This is a genomic window from Sporosarcina sp. Y1009, assembly GCF_057669865.1.
On record NZ_JBYHFO010000023.1, the window covers coordinates 1 to 16,448 of the forward strand.

Here is a 16,448-nt window from a genome sequence, read left to right on the forward strand (position 1 = left end):
GATATATCTTGACGTTTTGCTGTTCAGTTTTCAAGGTTCATATAATAATGTGAAGTGAAGTTTGATAGTAGTTATTTCCCGTCAATATTTAACGGTCTGTTTATCATAACAGTTCACACGACACAAGTCAACAACTTTCGCTAATATTTATTTGCGATGTCTTTGCAATAACTTTGCGATGTCTTATGGCGAAATCTAAATATAACTGATATAAGATATAAAGTCAACACCTTATCTTAATTTCTTTTTCCTAATACAAGACTGATTCGATTTCGCAATGGTTTATATAGTAAAACCCAAACAAAAAGGTTCTCTCATAATAACTACAAGAGAACCTTTGATAGGTCGAATTCATTTTATAAATATGAAGTAAAGTACAAAGATAATCCAAAGCCCGTACATGATTGGATGGATTTCTTTTCTATTTCCACTAATAATCATTGTAATTGGATAGAATATAAATCCGATTGCAATCCCTGTAGCAATACTATAACTCAGTGGCATAGTAATGATGGTTAGAAATGCTGGAACAGCTATTTCAAAACGATTCCATTCTATATTACCGAGACTTGATACCATCAGAACACCAACGATAATTAATGCAGGTGCTGTAACCTCAGAAGTAATGACAAGCAATAAGGGCGAAAAGAACAGCGCCAAGAGAAATAAAAGTCCCGTTACTACCGAGGCTAAACCGGTTCTTGCACCAGCTGCTACACCTGCTGATGATTCAACATAGGATGTCGTAGTGGATGTACCCAAAATAGCACCAGATACTGTTGCTACTGAATCAGATAAAAGCGCTCGTCCTGCTCGTGGTAATTTGTCATCCTTCATTAAGCCTGCTTGATTTGCAACTGCAACCAACGTGCCTGCTGTATCGAAGAAATCTACAAACAAGAACGTAATCACTACAATTAAAAATTGCGCAGTCAGTAATGACGTTGGATCTTGGAAGATTGCTTCGAATGCAGCACCAAATGTAGGTGCAACACTTGGAATCTTATCGACTACTTTTGAAGGAACTTCAATTAAGTTTACAATCATACCGAGTATTGTTGTAAGAATCATTCCATAAAAAATAGCTCCTTTTATTTTCCGAACCATCATAATAACAGTAATAACAAGTCCAAAGATTGCAAGTAATGTCGGCCCCTTTGAAAGATCGCCTAGCGTTACCAATGTATTTGGATCTGCCACAATGATATTAGCATTTTGAAATCCAAGGAAAGTAATAAAGAGTCCTATCCCAGCACCTACCGCAAATTTTAGTTGTGCTGGTATTGCATTGATAACAATTTCACGTAATCCTGACAGCGATAAAATAATAAATATTATCCCTGAAAACAAAACACCTGTAAGGGCTGTTTGCCACGGGATACCCATTCCTAAAACAACTGAGAATGCAAAAAATGCATTTAATCCCATTCCTGGCGCTAAACCGATTGGATATCTTGCAATAATACCCATTACCATGGATCCAACTGCAGCGGCAAGTGCTGTGGCAACAAATACTGCACCTTTATCCATTCGCATTGCTTCTGGGACATCAATTCCATCTAAAGAAAGCATGAGGGGATTTACGACTAGAATATAGGCCATTGCTAAGAATGTCGTAATTCCTCCTACAATCTCATTACGATAATTCGTACCAAGCTTATCAAACTCAAAATACTTCTTCATAAAAGACCATCCATCCTTAGTTTGTAATATAAAAAAGAAGCATACAGCTCTCTATAAGCGTATGCTCCAAAAATACAAATCTAATAAACAGGGATAGCCCTGTCTAATAGATCGTAGTCGGAACATTTAAGGTGTTCCGGTAGAAACGTCTGGACCATATCTCCAGATTTATACGACATTTACTATTTTTTTGTTATTCCCACTCGATTGTTGAGGGTGGCTTGCTCGTTATATCAAAGAGAACGCGGTTGATTTTAGGTACTTCTGTAGTCATACGAGCACTAATTTTCTCGAGAATGTCCCACGGAATTTTTGCCCAATCAGATGTTACACCATCTACAGAGGTGACAGCGCGAATTCCAATTGCATAGTCATACGTTCTTTTTTCATTGGTAACACCTACGCTTTGAATATTCGGCAAAACTGTGAAATATTGCCATATATCTCTTTCAAGACCGGCTTTTTTAATTTCATCTCGTAATATTGCATCTGATTCACGGACCATTTCAAGCTTTTCTTCAGTAATTTCTCCCAGCACTCGAATACCCAAACCAGGACCTGGGAATGGTTGGCGCCAAACAATTTCCTCTGGCAAACCTAATTCCAATCCAAGTACGCGGACTTCATCTTTAAATAATGCTGCTAATGGCTCGATTAATTCGAATTCCATTTCTTCAGGAAGTCCACCTACATTATGATGAGATTTAATTGTTTGAGCTGTTAATGTCCCACTTTCAAGAATATCTGTATAAAGCGTACCCTGCGCTAGGAAATCTATGCCATCCAATTTTGCTGATTCATCATCAAATACATAGATAAATTCATTTCCAATAATTTTGCGTTTTTGTTCAGGGTCAGAAACACCTTTCAACTTATTTAAAAAGCGTTCCTGTGCATCGATTTTAATGAAATTCATGTTGAACTTTCCTTCAAACGTTTCGACTACACCCTCAGCCTCTCCTTTACGGAGTAAACCGTGGTCGACAAACATACAAGTCAGTTGGTCGCCAATTGCACGGTGGATTAGCGCTGCAACAACAGATGAATCTACACCACCACTCAATGCTAGTAGTACTTTTTTATCACCAACAGTTGAGCGGATCTTCTCAACTTCAATTTCAACAAAGTTTTTCATCGACCATTTCGTCTTTACATCACAAAGCCCAAAGATAAAATGTTTTAATAAGTCAAGACCATGTTCAGTCTTCGGGGATTCTGGATAGAATTGGAGTCCGTACACTTTTCGTTCATCATGCCCGATCGCCGCAATTTCACCTTTGTTTGTTGTGGCAATTACTTTAAAGCCTTCTGGCGTGGTAGTTAGTGAATCACCATGACTCATCCATACCTTTTGCGTTTCTACTTGTCCTTCAAATAAATCAGAAGATGTATCCAACTTCACTTCTTCTACACTGTATGTGCGCTCATTCGTTCTTTCAGGATTGCTACCAAAATGTTGCATCATAAGATGTGTGCCGTAACAAATGCCCAAGATTGGAATCCCTGATTCAAATATCTCAGAATCAATCGTGTACGCATCGTCATCAGAAACCGATTTGGGTCCACCTGATAAAATAATCCCTGCAGCATTCATGTTTTTAATCTCGTCCACAGTAATGGTATGTGGATGAAGTTCACTGTACATACCAAATTGTCGAATTGTACGTGTCAAAAGCTGATTGTAAGGACTACCATAATCAAGAATCAAAATTTTCTCTTGCTCGATTAATAAAGGAGTAGTTGACAAATTTTCCACCTCTTCTTCACTTTACTAAGATCGCCCTAAATAGTACGACAGCGCGATAAAGCCACTCAAAAAGTTAACTCATCACGCTTCGACCTTCATACTTCACGAAATCATTTTATTGGAAAGATTCCGTGATCATAGTCAAGTTATTTCCGGTAACTTGGTAGAAACATCCGAACCGTATTTCCGGATATATATGAGGGCATTTAAAGGAGCTCTTTTTATAATCTTACTGCTAAAAATAAAGAAAATCAATCAGAAGTCCTGATGATTAAATCTTCCCACACTTCTTGTAAACGTTGCCAATCGTGCTCCGTTCTATTTCCACCATAAATACCTTCCTCATAAGCATTCGTCAATTCTCGCATATTTTCTCCTCCAAAGTACTCATCGATTTGAATCGCATATGTCAAAAGTGTATCCCCGTTCTTTCGTTCGAATCCAAAACGATGAAGTTGCTTCAATAAACTTCTATATTGTTTTGAGTACTTGTTCCAGTCATTCTTTCCAAAACGGTAATATTGCAACAATAATTTCGGCATCCACTTTCTTCTTTGTTTATAGAAGAGAGAACCAAAAAGTATCAGTGCACCTATACTAGCAAGTAAAATCCATTTCCTATCTAGTACCCATTCTTTCCCTTCATCAAGCATTTTACTGAAATCGAATTTACTTTCCTTATCCTCTGCAGTTAGTTTTTCTTTTTCCTCTAATTTCTCTCGCTCAACTTCAGGCATTTCTGGAACTTCTGGATCGTCTAATTCTAATTCCATATCATACTCAATACTAGATGCCCCGCCAAAACCAATCGTTGGCTCAAACGGCATCCATCCAACACCTGGCATAAAGGCTTCTACCCACGAGTGCGCTTCATTATTGGTGATTTTATAGACGCTTTCATTGTCTTCATTCCGTCCTAATTCACCGGGTGCAAATCCCTTTACCCATTTTGCCGGAATCCCAATGGAGCGAAGCATAACGACCATTGAACTAGAGAAGTTATCACAATATCCGCTCTTCGTGTCAAATAAAAACTGATCGACATAATCCTCATCTCCAGTAGGAACCGCTACATCTTTTTGGTCGTAAACAAATCCGTTTCGACCAAAATATCGCTCAATCTCTTTTGTTTTGTCATATACACTTTCACTAGATTCGGTTATCGAGATTGCAAGTTCTCTTACACGTTCTGGTAGCTCACTCGGAAGTTGCAAGTAGTCTGCAAAATCCTCACCTAAAGTAGACAAGTCTGCCATCTTTGTTTCTCGCAATACTTTCAAACTATATTCGTGTTCAACATAATCAATTTCATATGAAGTGAGGGAAATCGGCTCATCGCCAATCATTGTTCGATATTGACCCAAGTTTTCTAACTTCATAAACTGCACATCTTCATCAGTTTCTACATTTACCATACCGTAAGGGTAAACAAGAAATGGAAATCGCTTGAACATAGTCAACGCAGCAAGCTTTGTATCACCGCTCGTCACTCCGCCGCTTTCGACATATGCCCCCATGCCTTGCTGGGACGTGTAAATTTTCACATCACTTTCGCCTGGTTGTTCCCATCCTTTAGACGTGTAGGTATTTTTCGACTCAATCTTCCAATATTGTTTTTTGGGAACTGCCGCTTCAAAGATTAATGTATTATCTTGTATGAAGGGACCACCCAGTCTAGAATCATCGGGATCATAACCAGTTTTCGAAATCCCGCCCCCACTACCCCCTTCACCGTTTCCATCTACAACAGAAGTCAAAAACGGAACTGGATCGGCCCATACTGGATCTAGTTTTGGGAGTGAGATCATGAGAACACCACTGACAATGAGAATCCCAATTAACGGAATTGAAATACTGGATAATTTATGTGAAGAGATTGACAGATTATATTTCTCAGCTATTTTTGGGATCGTGAGTAAGCCTATCAGTAATAATCCAGTGATCATGATAATCAGAATCGAGCCTTTAGCAGAATAAGCCGTAAAGGTATCAATAATTGCAATAAAGATTACCGTCATACTATAAAATAGAAACATACTCTTTCTTGACTCGATCCAGTGCCTTGTCAGGTAAGACGTCATCCATAACAATGTAAAGAATAAGATTGTACGAAATGGATTTGTAATCCCAGACCAATTGCCGACAAAAATGAATGTAAAATTAGAGATGAAATCTGCCCACAGTATCAACACTGTTTCTTTCGTTAGTAGAAACACGTCGAAAAACATATAATGAACAGCCCAAATAATATAAATGCCTTTAATAATAGAAGCAAGCCACCATTTCACTGTGAATAGCGATAAGAAAAATGAGATTCCGATAAAAATTAAAAATAAATACATTTCCCCTGTTTGCGTAAGTTCCATTATCGGAATCAACCATTCTCTTAATAAAACAATAGCTAAAAAGTACAAGATAAAGAGAAACCATTTGTCTAGCCGCATTTCGTTCATGAATTCACCACCCCTTTAAACGCAGTTGGGAACTGTTCTTTCGTAATTGTATGGATAGAAATCCCTTTAGACTTAGCAAAGTGAACGTCCTCCAAAAGCGAATAATTCACAGGTGTTTTATTCTTTATGACAGTAAAACAAGTAATTGAGCGTGCGTTTGTCACATTCTCGATAATCGCTTCTAAGAATGGCCAGTCTGGACGACCAGTGATGACAATGACACTCCCACTTTGACTAAATTCCGTTGTGAAGTCATGAGAAATTACCGTTGTACTCTCTTCAGAAGGTCGTATCTTTGCTAAATGAATGAGAACTTTTCTAAACTGTTCTTCTGATTGAATAAAAGGGAAAGCCGAGGATTCCGAACCAGCTGTGTAAAACCCAATTCGCGCTTGGTCATTTGTAGCTTCCTTCAAAATAGATGCTGCAAGCTCAACTTGTTCCTCGAAGGTTTCAGATGAACGTCCATCGAAAAGAATAAGTAAATCTTGCGAACGACGATCTTCAAATTCTTTCGTCATCAGTGCGCCTGTTCTGGCGAACGATTTCCAATGTATCCATGAAACACGGTCACCTGATTGATAATCCCGAACGCCCGTCGCCATTGTTGTATCTTTGACAACATTATAAGGTGAAGTCATAGATCCTAAATCATACTGTGTATCAATAGGCTCATAGTGAATATCTGTCATTTTCGGATAAACCAGAACTGTATTTTTCAGCCGAATAAAATGCGTTTTCCGAATCCATGCAAAGAAATCCGTAACTTCAATCTCTACACCTTCTAAAACATGTTCACCGCGCGGCATTTTTTCTATCTCATACTGCCACTCTTTTTCCTTTTGAAAGCCGAAAATAAAAAACTTATTACTAGTCCCTTTTTCAACTGCCAGTAAATTTTCATCACGCCATTTTTCTGATATTACCGTATATAGTAATGGAAATGGAAAATTTCTTTTCACGGTTAAACTCACGATTAAGCGTCCACCATTTTCCACACTTGGCGTCCGAATAATGCGTTCGGCTTCGATTGTTCGAAGTGGATATAAAAATAATGCAATCGAATAAAGCGTAAATGGAATGATGGCGTAAAAAATTGCCCAGCTAACATATCCGCCTTGAAACATGGCATAAACGAAGGCCGATAGTACAACAAACAAAACAAAGACAAGCCGCCCCCATATTAATATCAGTTCCTTAAATTTCTTCATTTAATCGAAACCTTGTCCATTGGCACATTCACTTTGGCTAGTATTCGCTCAACAATTTCATCTGGTTCAATACCTTCATACTTAGCTTCTGGTTTTAAAATCATTCTGTGACCAAAAACAAATGGTGCTAAATATTGAACATCATCTGGTGTTACATACATTCTTCCAAGAAGTAATGCATAAGCCTGGCATGCTTTCATAAGTGAAAGAGATCCCCTTGGACTGACACCAAGATAAACGAACGGATTATTTCTGGTTTCATTTGCGCAAGTTACAATATAAGATTTTACCGCATCGCTGACAATGACATCTTTCACCGCTTGCTGCAAATTGATTAGTTCTTCTAAGGAAATAACTGTTTCTAAATGATTAATCGGAACATCTTGTACAGCACGACGTAATACTTCCATTTCTTCTTGTGGTGTAGGATAGCCCATTTTCAGCTTGAATAGGAAACGGTCTAATTGTGCTTCTGGTAGCGGATACGTGCCTTCATATTCAATTGGATTTTGTGTTGCCATCACAAAAAACGGTTGTGGTATCTGTATCGTTTCACCGTCAATCGTCACGGATGATTCTTCCATGCCTTCGAGTAATGCAGACTGTGTTTTAGGAGACGTTCGGTTAATTTCATCCGCTAGAACAATATTCCCCATGATTGGGCCTGGCCTAAATTCAAACACCATGTCCTTTGGATTATAAATTGAGACGCCCAATACATCAGAAGGTAGTAAATCTGGCGTAAATTGAATACGTTTGAAATTCGCACCAATGGATTTAGCTAAAGCTTTAACCATCATCGTTTTTCCAACACCCGGCACATCTTCTAATAAGACATGTCCCCCTGCTAGTAATGCAGTCATACTAAGTTCCGCGATATCCCGTTTCCCAATCATTACTTTTTCAATATTATTTAATACTTTTCCAATCACTTCTTTATGCAATGTCATTCCCCCCTGAAATATATCTTTAAACAGTAAATTATTAGAAAAATCACTCATACACTTTTATATTACAGGATAACCTGTCTGTCTACAACTTAAGCATAAAAAAACAAGACCTCGAAAAAGGTCTTGTTATTTCCAAAATTCGTCAAAAATTGTAATGGGTAAATGTCTTTTATGCATGGATTGAATATAATGCTTTTCGATTTGGTTTTGTGATTCTAAAGGGATCTTCTTACCTTCTAGATAATCATCGATGGACTCATATGTTACACCGAGGGCAACTTCATCTGGGAGCGATGGTTGGTCATCTTCCAAATCAGCAGTTGGTACTTTTAAATAGAGGTGCTGTGGACAACCTAATTCTTTCAGGAGTGCCCTTCCTTGTCTTTTATTCAAACGAAATATCGGCATAAGATCCGCTCCACCGTCACCGAACTTCGTATAGAATCCAGTCACCGCTTCAGCAGCATGATCACTTCCTAGTACAACACAGTTCTTGGTCGCCGCCACTGAGTATTGTACTTTCATGCGCTCTCTTGCTTTCTCATTACCTTTTGCAAAATCAGACAGCTTCACACCGATTTCTGTTAACGCTCTCACACTTGCATCAACAGATTCTTTGATATTCACCGTATATATTTGTGATGGACGGATAAAATCTAGTGCGTCTTGACAATCTTTTTCATCAAATTGGGTACCGTATGGAAGTCGAATCCCAATGAATTGAAAGCGATCTGTCTGATTCTCTTCATTTAACTCGTCGACTGCGATTTGCGCAAGCTTTCCAACAAGTGTAGAATCTTGACCGCCGGAAATCCCAATCACAAAACCATTTAAAAACGAATGTTTGGTTGCATATTCCTTCAGAAAATCTACTGACTTACGAATTTCTTCTTGGGGGTTAATAACCGGGTTTACTTTCAACTCAGCAATAATTTTTTCTTGAATTGATTTCATCAGACTATCTCCTTATTCATGCGTATACTCATCCACCATTTCACGGACTTCTTGAATATTACGCATTTTATTATCCCAGCACTTTTGACTTAAATCGACAGGATATTCTTCCGGATTTAGTGACCTTTTATATTCTTCCCACAATAGATTTAAATTTTCTTTTGCGTATTTTTGCATATCTAAAAGGCTAGGGTTTTCATAAATAATTTCTCCCGCGTCGATTACTTGAACATGTAAGTTTTTCGCTTCGAAGTTCGTGACAAACTTTGAAATAAAAGTATGAACAGGATGGAACATTTTCAAGCGTTCCTCAGCTGTTGGGTCTTCATCATACATCGTAATATAATCCCCTTCGGCTTTTCCATTTTCACGGTCGATAATGCGATATAACTTTTTTTGACCAGGCGTTGTTACTTTTTCCGCAGTCGATGAAATTTTGATTGTATCTTCCATTTCGCCTTCATCATTTTCAATCGATACGATTTTATAAACCGCCCCTAGTGCTGGTTGGTCGTAAGCTGTAATAAGCTTTGTTCCAATACCCCAGACATCTACTTTGGCTCCCTGTGCTTTTAAGTTTAAAATTGTATACTCATCTAAATCGTTTGATACAACGATTTTCGCATCATGAAAACCAGCCTCATCCAGCATTCGACGGGATTCTTTTGACAAGAAGGCGATGTCTCCGCTATCTAGACGAATGCCAATGAAGTTAATCTTATCGCCCAGTTCTTTTGCTACTTGGATTGCAGTCGGAACACCGATTTTTAAAGTATTATATGTATCGACTAAAAAGACACAATCCTTATGACGCTTTGCATATGAATGAAAGGCTTCGTATTCACTTTTATAGGCTTGTACAAGGGAATGCGCATGAGTTCCTGAAACCGGAATACCGAATTTCTTTCCTGCTCGAACATTACTAGTTGCTTCAACCCCACCGATAATTGTGGCGCGGGCACCCCATACTGCTGCATCCATCTCATGTGCACGTCTCGTACCAAACTCTAAAACCATTTCATCTTTCGTGACTTGCTTAATACGACTAGCTTTAGTCGCAATCAATGTTTGGTAGTTCACAATGTTTAACAATGCCGATTCGATTAATTGTGCTTCAATAAGCGGTGCCTCTACTCGAAGAATAGGTTCATTTGCAAAGACAAGTTCACCTTCCACCATTGAGTAAACATCACCAGTGAAACGAACATCCTTCAAGTAATCAATAAAATCCTCTTTATAATGAAGCTCTTCTTTTAAATAAGTTAAATCACTTTCGCTCAACTTAAAATCCTCTAGGTAATCTAAAATGCGTTCTAGCCCTGCAAATAGGGCATAACCATTACCGAATGGTAAATTTCTAAAAAACAATTCGAAGACGGCTTTCTTATTATGGATACCATCCGCCCAATACGATTCAGCCATATTTATCTGATATAGATCTGTATGTAATGCATTGCTATCATCTGCATAATTTGAACTCATTGCGATCTCCTTCTCCCAACATTTCAATATTAATTAATAGTATACACTACTTACCCTTTTTCAAGCGCGATGAATCATCCAAATACTTTCAAACCAACAGCACCCGCAATGATGCAGGATAAAAACAAAAGTCGTTTCCAACTTGCTGGCTCTTTAAAAAATATGATACCCATCAATACTGCGCCTGCTGCGCCTAATCCTGTCCAAATTGCATAAGCAGTTCCCATTGGAATATCCTGCATAGCAAGGGCAAGAAATATAAAGCCGAATGTAAAGGTAATCACAATTAGTAATAACCGAGCAATTGTTTTCTGTTGTATGTATAGATTAATACTCATCACTCCAAGGATTTCTCCTAAACTAGCAATGACAAGATATATCCAAGCCATGTACCTCTCTCCTTTACACTGATTGATCAGCTTTCTGCTCTTTACCACTACCATCTGTCATTTTAATCCCGATGACACCTATGATGATTAATCCAATGAAAAGAACTTTCATAAGAGAAAATGATGCATTAAAAACGAGAAAATCTATAATGACGATTGCAGCTGCTCCAGAACCTGTAAACACAGCGTACACGGTGCCTGATGGTATTTTTTCACAAGCTTTAATAATGAAGTAAAAGCTCAAAGTAATCATGATCGCTGTTCCAGTCCACTCCAAAATGGAATCAGAATAACGTAGGCCAACCACCCAAAAAACTTCAACGATTGCAGCAAAAAGAACATACAGCCAAGCCATGCTTCGATTCCCCTTTCTCATGATTGATTCTTTAGTAAGTATACCCTATTGTTAACTTATAAAGAGAGCGTTCACGTTTACAACGAAGCGGGGTTATTTGATGTATCTATTTATCGTTAACTCAGAATCTGGCAATAAAAGCGCCTTAGCGAGTTGGCATGAAATTAAAAAACGATTAATTAAGCAGCAAATTCAATATGATTTCATAATTAGTGGTTCACAGCATGAAACCCAAAAGGTCATTTCCGAAAAAAAAGATACGCTAAAAGCAGTTGGCATTATCGGCGGGGACGGAACGATTAACTCAGTCATTCAAGAACTTGCAGAAACGAATATACCCATCGCTATTTTCCCGACTGGATCTGGGAACGATACCGCAAGAATGTTTCACTTAACCGACAATCCTAAAGTGTTCGTACAAAAAATAGTTGAGGGAGAAACCATTTCAATCGATCTAATCAAGATTAACGGGAAATACGGGATTACAGTTGCAGGGACTGGACTAGATGCCGCGATTGGGAACCGTGTCAATCAGTCCTTCTACAAACCGTTGTTTAACCGGCTTGGCATCGGTTCGTTTTCCTATATTCTTGCGACAATCCATACATTATTAACATTCAAACCATTTAGTGGTAAGTTAACAATTGACGGTCAAGTAGTCCAGTTAACCAATGCTTGGCTTATTGCTTGTGGCAATACATCGAGTTACGGTGGCGGCTTAAAAATTTGTCCACAGGCGCAACCAGCAGACGGTGTTCTTAATATCACTCACCTTCATGAAGCAAAACGTCTACATGTTCTGTTCCGTTTATTCCCTCTTCTTCTTAGAGGAAGACCAGTCACGAAAGTAGGGGTCTTCTACAATGTAGGAAAAAAAATCCTAATTGAAACGGATCGTCCGATACTGGCAACAATGGACGGCGAAATCACAATGTCTACGCCACTCCGCCTATCCATTAGTGAAAAATCTCTCTGTATCCTATTAACAACTTAGTTGCTTAATCACCAAATGCTTTTATGTCCTTCCAACGACCATACCGGTAATAAAGGAAGGCGAACAGACTACTAATCATAAAACTTATACCTATGCCAAATGCAATACCAGTTTCTCCGTACACATTTGAAAGCAAATAGGTTAATGGGTATCTGAGTATCCAAAACGAAAGGATATTCAATACAAGTACTTGGAACATAGCGCCCGAAGCGCGTACTGTACCGTTCAAAATAAAGTTGATGCCTAAAAACGGATAGAAAAAAGCGACCATCTTCAAATATTCCGCGCCGAATTCTGCAGCTGCTGGTTCCTTTATGAACAGGCGGATGCCGTGATCGGCAAAGAGAAACATAATAAAAGCAAGTAAAAACATCACAAGTAAATTATAGAGAAATCCATAGTATGTAATCTTTTGCACTCGGTCCCAGCGATTTGCACCAATATTTTGTCCTGCCATACTATTTACGGCTACCCCTAAAGCTTGAGCCGGTAACATAATGAGACTATCCAATCGTTGCGCCGCCCCATAACCTGCGACGACTGCAGGACCGAAAGATGCGATAACACTCATAATGGCCATCGAGCCTGCTGAAATCACACTCATTTGTAAACCTGCGGGGATCCCCAACTTTAAAATATCCAAAACTTCTTGACGTGCAGGTATATAAGGCTTAGATAACGGAACGAGTTCTTTACGCAATGTAAAATAGAGACCGATTCCAAATGCCACTGCTTGTGATAAAATAGTCGCATAGGCAGCACCTTCTATCCCCCAACCAAATTGATAGATAAAAATCGGATCTAGAATGGTATTTAAAATGACTGCAATTAGAACAAAGTATAATGGCGTTTTCGAATCTCCAACGGAGCGGTAAACGGTTCCAATAAAGTTATAGCCAAACAAAAATAACATCCCTATAAAGTTAATCTGTAAATAGGATACAGCCATATCAAACATCGCATCAGGCGTTCCGAGTAAACGTAGTATGCTTTCCGACATGAAAAATCCAACGATCCCTAAAGCAATGGACATCCCAGAAAGCATCACAACGAACGCATTTAAATAACGCTTCAACCCTTCTTCGCTTTCCCTTCCTTTTTGTTGTGACAAAATCGTAAGTGCAGCATTATTTAGACCAATCACAAAAGAAAGGACAGTAAAAATAACCGTACCAGAAATGGCTACAGCCCCAAGTGCGTCTGAGCCAATTAAATTACCCACCCACAGACTATCTATAAATTGATAGGAAACTTGTAATAAGTTTGTCAGTATAATAGGTGCAGAAAAAATAAAAAGTTGTTTGAAAATATTTCCATCCGTAAAGTCATGTTGTTTTGCCATGTTAAGACTCCCTTCAAAGTCCTCTCTCTCTTTTGCAAATTCATATTTTATCACGATTACAACAAATTGAATCTTTTAGCCAACCACGTCGTATAGTATAAGTAGAAAGGTAGGTAATTTTATGTTTGAGGAAATGAAAATTCGTCACTTACTCGGGCTTACCGCAATAATTTTTGTGCCTACAATCATCCTATTAACTTTTTTACTCATGTCCTCGATTGTGGAGTTTGAATTTATTTCAGTTGCAATGGGAATCGTTTTATATGTCCTCGTTCCAATTATTTTCTTTGGATACCATTTTAGGAAACAAAATGTTTCGATCCGTCAAGTCGTTTATACAAAAGGCGTCCTTCGTTGGACACCATCGCTCTTTGTCATCGTCATTGTCTCCATTGCATTTTCATTAAGCGCATTTTGGTTGTACTTATATCTACTAAGTCCGGTACTTCCATCTCTTGTTGATTTTTTGTTGGAAGAAATGCCTATGCCAGAGTCAGGCATCCTCTTAGCATTTGAAATTATTATGATTACACTATTAGCACCTATTGTGGAGGAGTTCTTTTTTCGCGGTGTCATTCTCAGGCGTCTTATCAAAAAAACTTCAATTTGGGGCGGTATCTTAATATCAAGTCTATTATTCGGGATATTACATGCAGACATTATCGGCGCATTCTTATTCGGCATCATTACAGCCTTATTAGTTTTACGAACTGGTAATCTACTCATTCCTATTTTACTACATATGCTAAATAATATACTCGCAGTAATCATGATGTACGTTCCATCTAGTTGGGTTGAATGGCTCAATGTGATATCACTTACGAGTCGCTCAGATGTTGCTGCTACAGCAATACCCCATCTAATACTTTTGATTATTAGTACAATCTTAACAGGCTTCATTGTTTATCGATTAAGCAAGAATTTAACTGATAATGGTCAACTTACAAGGAGCTAAACCTGAATGGTTTTCAGCTCTTTTTTGCACTTTATTTTATTTAGGTAAAAAGGAATGTTCTTGCTTGTTTTCTTTATCAGATAGCGTAATACTAAGAAGTAAGGATTTGTATGGAACTTTACTAATAAAAGGAGATTGATATGATGGATGGCGTAATAGATTTCTTCCGAAAAAGGGAAGTAAAACGAATTGTTATTTTTGCTTTGATTATTTTCATTCTTTATAGTGTACGAAGTATGATCAACATCATTTTACTGACATTCATCTTAGCATTTTTAATGGACCGGCTTGTCGAGTTTATAGCTAAGCGTGTTGCAATAAAACGCACTTTACTCGTCCTCCTTCTCTATTCGCTAATCGTTGGCATTTTTGTTTTGGGCATTTCTAAATATTTACCGCTTATCATTTCTGAAATTACCCAGGTCATTAATAGAATTACTACATTCTCTGCTGGTTCATATGATAATGTAGTGATCAATTATATAGAATCGATTATCTCTAGCGATAAAATCGCTAAATATATGGAAGACAGTGTTGCATTTCTTTTTAAATCATTTACTGACATTAGTAAAACAAGCATTCAAGTATTGCTTTCTTTAATATTAAGTCTGTTTTTCTTACTTGAAAAACCAAGGTTAAAAGAATTTACGAGTAAATTTAAAAATAGCAAAATTGCTCCTTTTTATTATGAAATCGAATTTTTCGGTCAAAAGTTTACACGTACATTCGGGAAAGTAATTGAGGCGCAATTTATTATAGCCATCGTCAATACGATTTTAACGGTACTCATATTAATCGTACTTGGGTTCCCGCAAATCATTGGATTGGGGATTATGGTTTTCTTTTTAGGGCTGATACCTGTTGCAGGTGTGATCATTTCACTTGTTCCATTGACCATCATAGCATTTACAATTGGTGGTTACCTAAAAGTAATCTATGTGTTAGTCGCCATCATGATTATTCATGCGATTGAAGCTTATATTTTAAATCCAAAACTCATGTCATCGAAAACGGATCTTCCAGTTTTCTACACATTCGTCGTGCTCATTTTTTCGCAACAGTTCTTTGGCGTTTGGGGACTTATCATCGGGATCCCGGTATTTGTTTTCCTTCTCGATGTTCTTGACGTAACCAATAAAGCACCTGTGAAACCTAAAATCAAGCAATAAAAAAACTGTTCCTCATCCAAGTTGCATTTGGATGAGGGACAGTTTTTTCATTTATAAAATTCTTCTGGGATACCGCCGATTTTTCTTCGGTGATATAAAAGAGGCTCTTTCTCCTCGTTATGTATATCAAGTACTTCGCCAATCATAATTGTATGGTCGCCAGCATCCACTTTTTTAAACACTTTACATTGTAACACAGCTAATGCGCCGTCAAGAACAGGTAAATTTAATTCTGATTTTTTCCATTCACATTCCGCAAATCGATCTTCTACTCTGCTCGAAAATAAGTTACATAAATCCGCCTGATCAGAAGCTAAGATATTAACAGTAAACTTGTCGACTTTTTGAAAGTCATCATAAGAGCCAGCACCGTCATCAATTGACCATAAGATTAGCAAAGGGTCTATCGATACAGAAGCAAATGAATTCACAGTCAATCCCATCGGTTCATTATTTTCATTGAATGCAGTGACGACCGTGACGCCTGTCGGATAACTCCCCATTGCTTGTTTAAAACCTGCTATTTTTTCAACCTGATTTTCCATAGTATTTATCAACTCCATTTCATTACTTACTATTCTACTCGAACTCACCTTTCTATAGTCCTAATATGCTTAGACAATTTCCTAAAATGCGAAATTTAGTGCCACTCCGCGCGATGCCTACATATATATACAATGAGTAATCACTATCAGACTAGGGCTATGGAATTCCTTTCCGGCCGTTTATTGTCAACCAGAGGATTCCCCCTTGTTAAACATGTT

Annotated in this window: 14 protein-coding genes and 2 riboswitches; of the genes, 3 read left to right on the plus strand and 11 right to left on the minus strand. The window is 38.0% G+C overall.

Annotated features, from left to right (window positions below; translation table 11 throughout):
• Window positions 1-351: 351 nt before the first annotated feature.
• The 9 genes from AC25Y1_RS17870 to AC25Y1_RS17910 all read right to left on the minus strand — a co-directional run bounded on the left by AC25Y1_RS17870 (window position 352) and on the right by AC25Y1_RS17910 (window position 11,224).
• Window positions 352-1,683: an NCS2 family permease gene (locus AC25Y1_RS17870; protein WP_488149363.1), complete on the minus strand. Its 1,332-nt coding sequence runs from the start codon at window positions 1,681-1,683 to the stop codon at window positions 352-354.
• Between the two features lie 94 nt (window positions 1,684-1,777).
• Window positions 1,778-1,879: riboswitch (purine riboswitch) on the minus strand.
• Complete coding sequence (guaA, locus tag AC25Y1_RS17875) at window positions 1,877-3,430, minus strand: glutamine-hydrolyzing GMP synthase (RefSeq protein WP_488149364.1); 1,554 nt, start codon at window positions 3,428-3,430, stop codon at window positions 1,877-1,879. It overlaps the preceding riboswitch by 3 nt.
• Before the next feature lie 118 nt (window positions 3,431-3,548).
• Window positions 3,549-3,650: riboswitch (purine riboswitch) on the minus strand.
• 31 nt (window positions 3,651-3,681) lie between these two features.
• A complete protein-coding gene (locus AC25Y1_RS17880; protein WP_488149365.1) occupies window positions 3,682-5,883 on the minus strand; it encodes a DUF4129 domain-containing transglutaminase family protein in 2,202 nt (733 codons plus the stop codon).
• Window positions 5,880-7,094: a DUF58 domain-containing protein gene (locus tag AC25Y1_RS17885; protein ID WP_488149366.1), complete on the minus strand. Its 1,215-nt coding sequence runs from the start codon at window positions 7,092-7,094 to the stop codon at window positions 5,880-5,882. The genes AC25Y1_RS17880 and AC25Y1_RS17885 overlap by 4 nt, the downstream gene beginning before the upstream one ends.
• Window positions 7,091-8,044 (minus strand): AAA family ATPase, encoded by a 954-nt coding sequence (locus AC25Y1_RS17890; protein ID WP_488149367.1) that lies wholly within the window; start codon window positions 8,042-8,044, stop codon window positions 7,091-7,093. Before AC25Y1_RS17890 ends, AC25Y1_RS17885 begins: the two co-directional genes overlap by 4 nt.
• Before the next feature lie 126 nt (window positions 8,045-8,170).
• The gene (gene nadE / locus AC25Y1_RS17895; protein WP_488149368.1) at window positions 8,171-8,998 is read right to left on the minus strand and encodes an NAD(+) synthase; all 828 of its coding nucleotides are present in this window, start codon (window positions 8,996-8,998) and stop codon (window positions 8,171-8,173) included.
• Between the two features lie 12 nt (window positions 8,999-9,010).
• Window positions 9,011-10,480 carry a nicotinate phosphoribosyltransferase gene (locus AC25Y1_RS17900; protein WP_488149369.1) on the minus strand — a complete coding sequence of 490 codons (1,470 nt, stop codon included), beginning with the start codon at window positions 10,478-10,480 and terminating at the stop codon, window positions 9,011-9,013.
• A gap of 74 nt (window positions 10,481-10,554) precedes the next feature.
• Window positions 10,555-10,869 carry a DMT family transporter gene (locus tag AC25Y1_RS17905; protein WP_488149370.1) on the minus strand — a complete coding sequence of 105 codons (315 nt, stop codon included), beginning with the start codon at window positions 10,867-10,869 and terminating at the stop codon, window positions 10,555-10,557.
• A gap of 13 nt (window positions 10,870-10,882) precedes the next feature.
• Window positions 10,883-11,224 carry a DMT family transporter gene (locus AC25Y1_RS17910; protein WP_488149371.1) on the minus strand — a complete coding sequence of 114 codons (342 nt, stop codon included), beginning with the start codon at window positions 11,222-11,224 and terminating at the stop codon, window positions 10,883-10,885.
• A gap of 100 nt (window positions 11,225-11,324) precedes the next feature.
• Between AC25Y1_RS17910 and AC25Y1_RS17915 the strand changes: the two genes are divergently transcribed.
• Entirely contained in the window at window positions 11,325-12,218 is an 894-nt protein-coding gene (locus AC25Y1_RS17915) for a diacylglycerol/lipid kinase family protein (RefSeq protein ID WP_488149372.1), read from the plus strand.
• Window positions 12,219-12,222: 4 nt separating this feature from the next.
• Here the strand turns inward: AC25Y1_RS17915 and AC25Y1_RS17920 are convergent, their stop codons facing one another.
• Window positions 12,223-13,560, minus strand: a complete 1,338-nt coding sequence (locus AC25Y1_RS17920; protein WP_488149373.1) for an MATE family efflux transporter — start codon at window positions 13,558-13,560, stop codon at window positions 12,223-12,225.
• A 133-nt stretch (window positions 13,561-13,693) separates the two neighbouring features.
• On the opposite strand from AC25Y1_RS17920, the gene AC25Y1_RS17925 reads away from it, so the two are divergent.
• Window positions 13,694-14,515: a CPBP family intramembrane glutamic endopeptidase gene (locus AC25Y1_RS17925; RefSeq protein ID WP_488149374.1), complete on the plus strand. Its 822-nt coding sequence runs from the start codon at window positions 13,694-13,696 to the stop codon at window positions 14,513-14,515.
• Window positions 14,516-14,658: 143 nt separating this feature from the next.
• Window positions 14,659-15,684: an AI-2E family transporter gene (locus AC25Y1_RS17930; protein WP_488149375.1), complete on the plus strand. Its 1,026-nt coding sequence runs from the start codon at window positions 14,659-14,661 to the stop codon at window positions 15,682-15,684.
• A gap of 47 nt (window positions 15,685-15,731) precedes the next feature.
• Here AC25Y1_RS17930 and AC25Y1_RS17935 read toward each other — a convergent pair whose 3' ends face one another.
• Window positions 15,732-16,247: a flavin reductase family protein gene (locus AC25Y1_RS17935; protein ID WP_488149376.1), complete on the minus strand. Its 516-nt coding sequence runs from the start codon at window positions 16,245-16,247 to the stop codon at window positions 15,732-15,734.
• Between the last annotated feature and the right edge of the window lie 201 nt (window positions 16,248-16,448).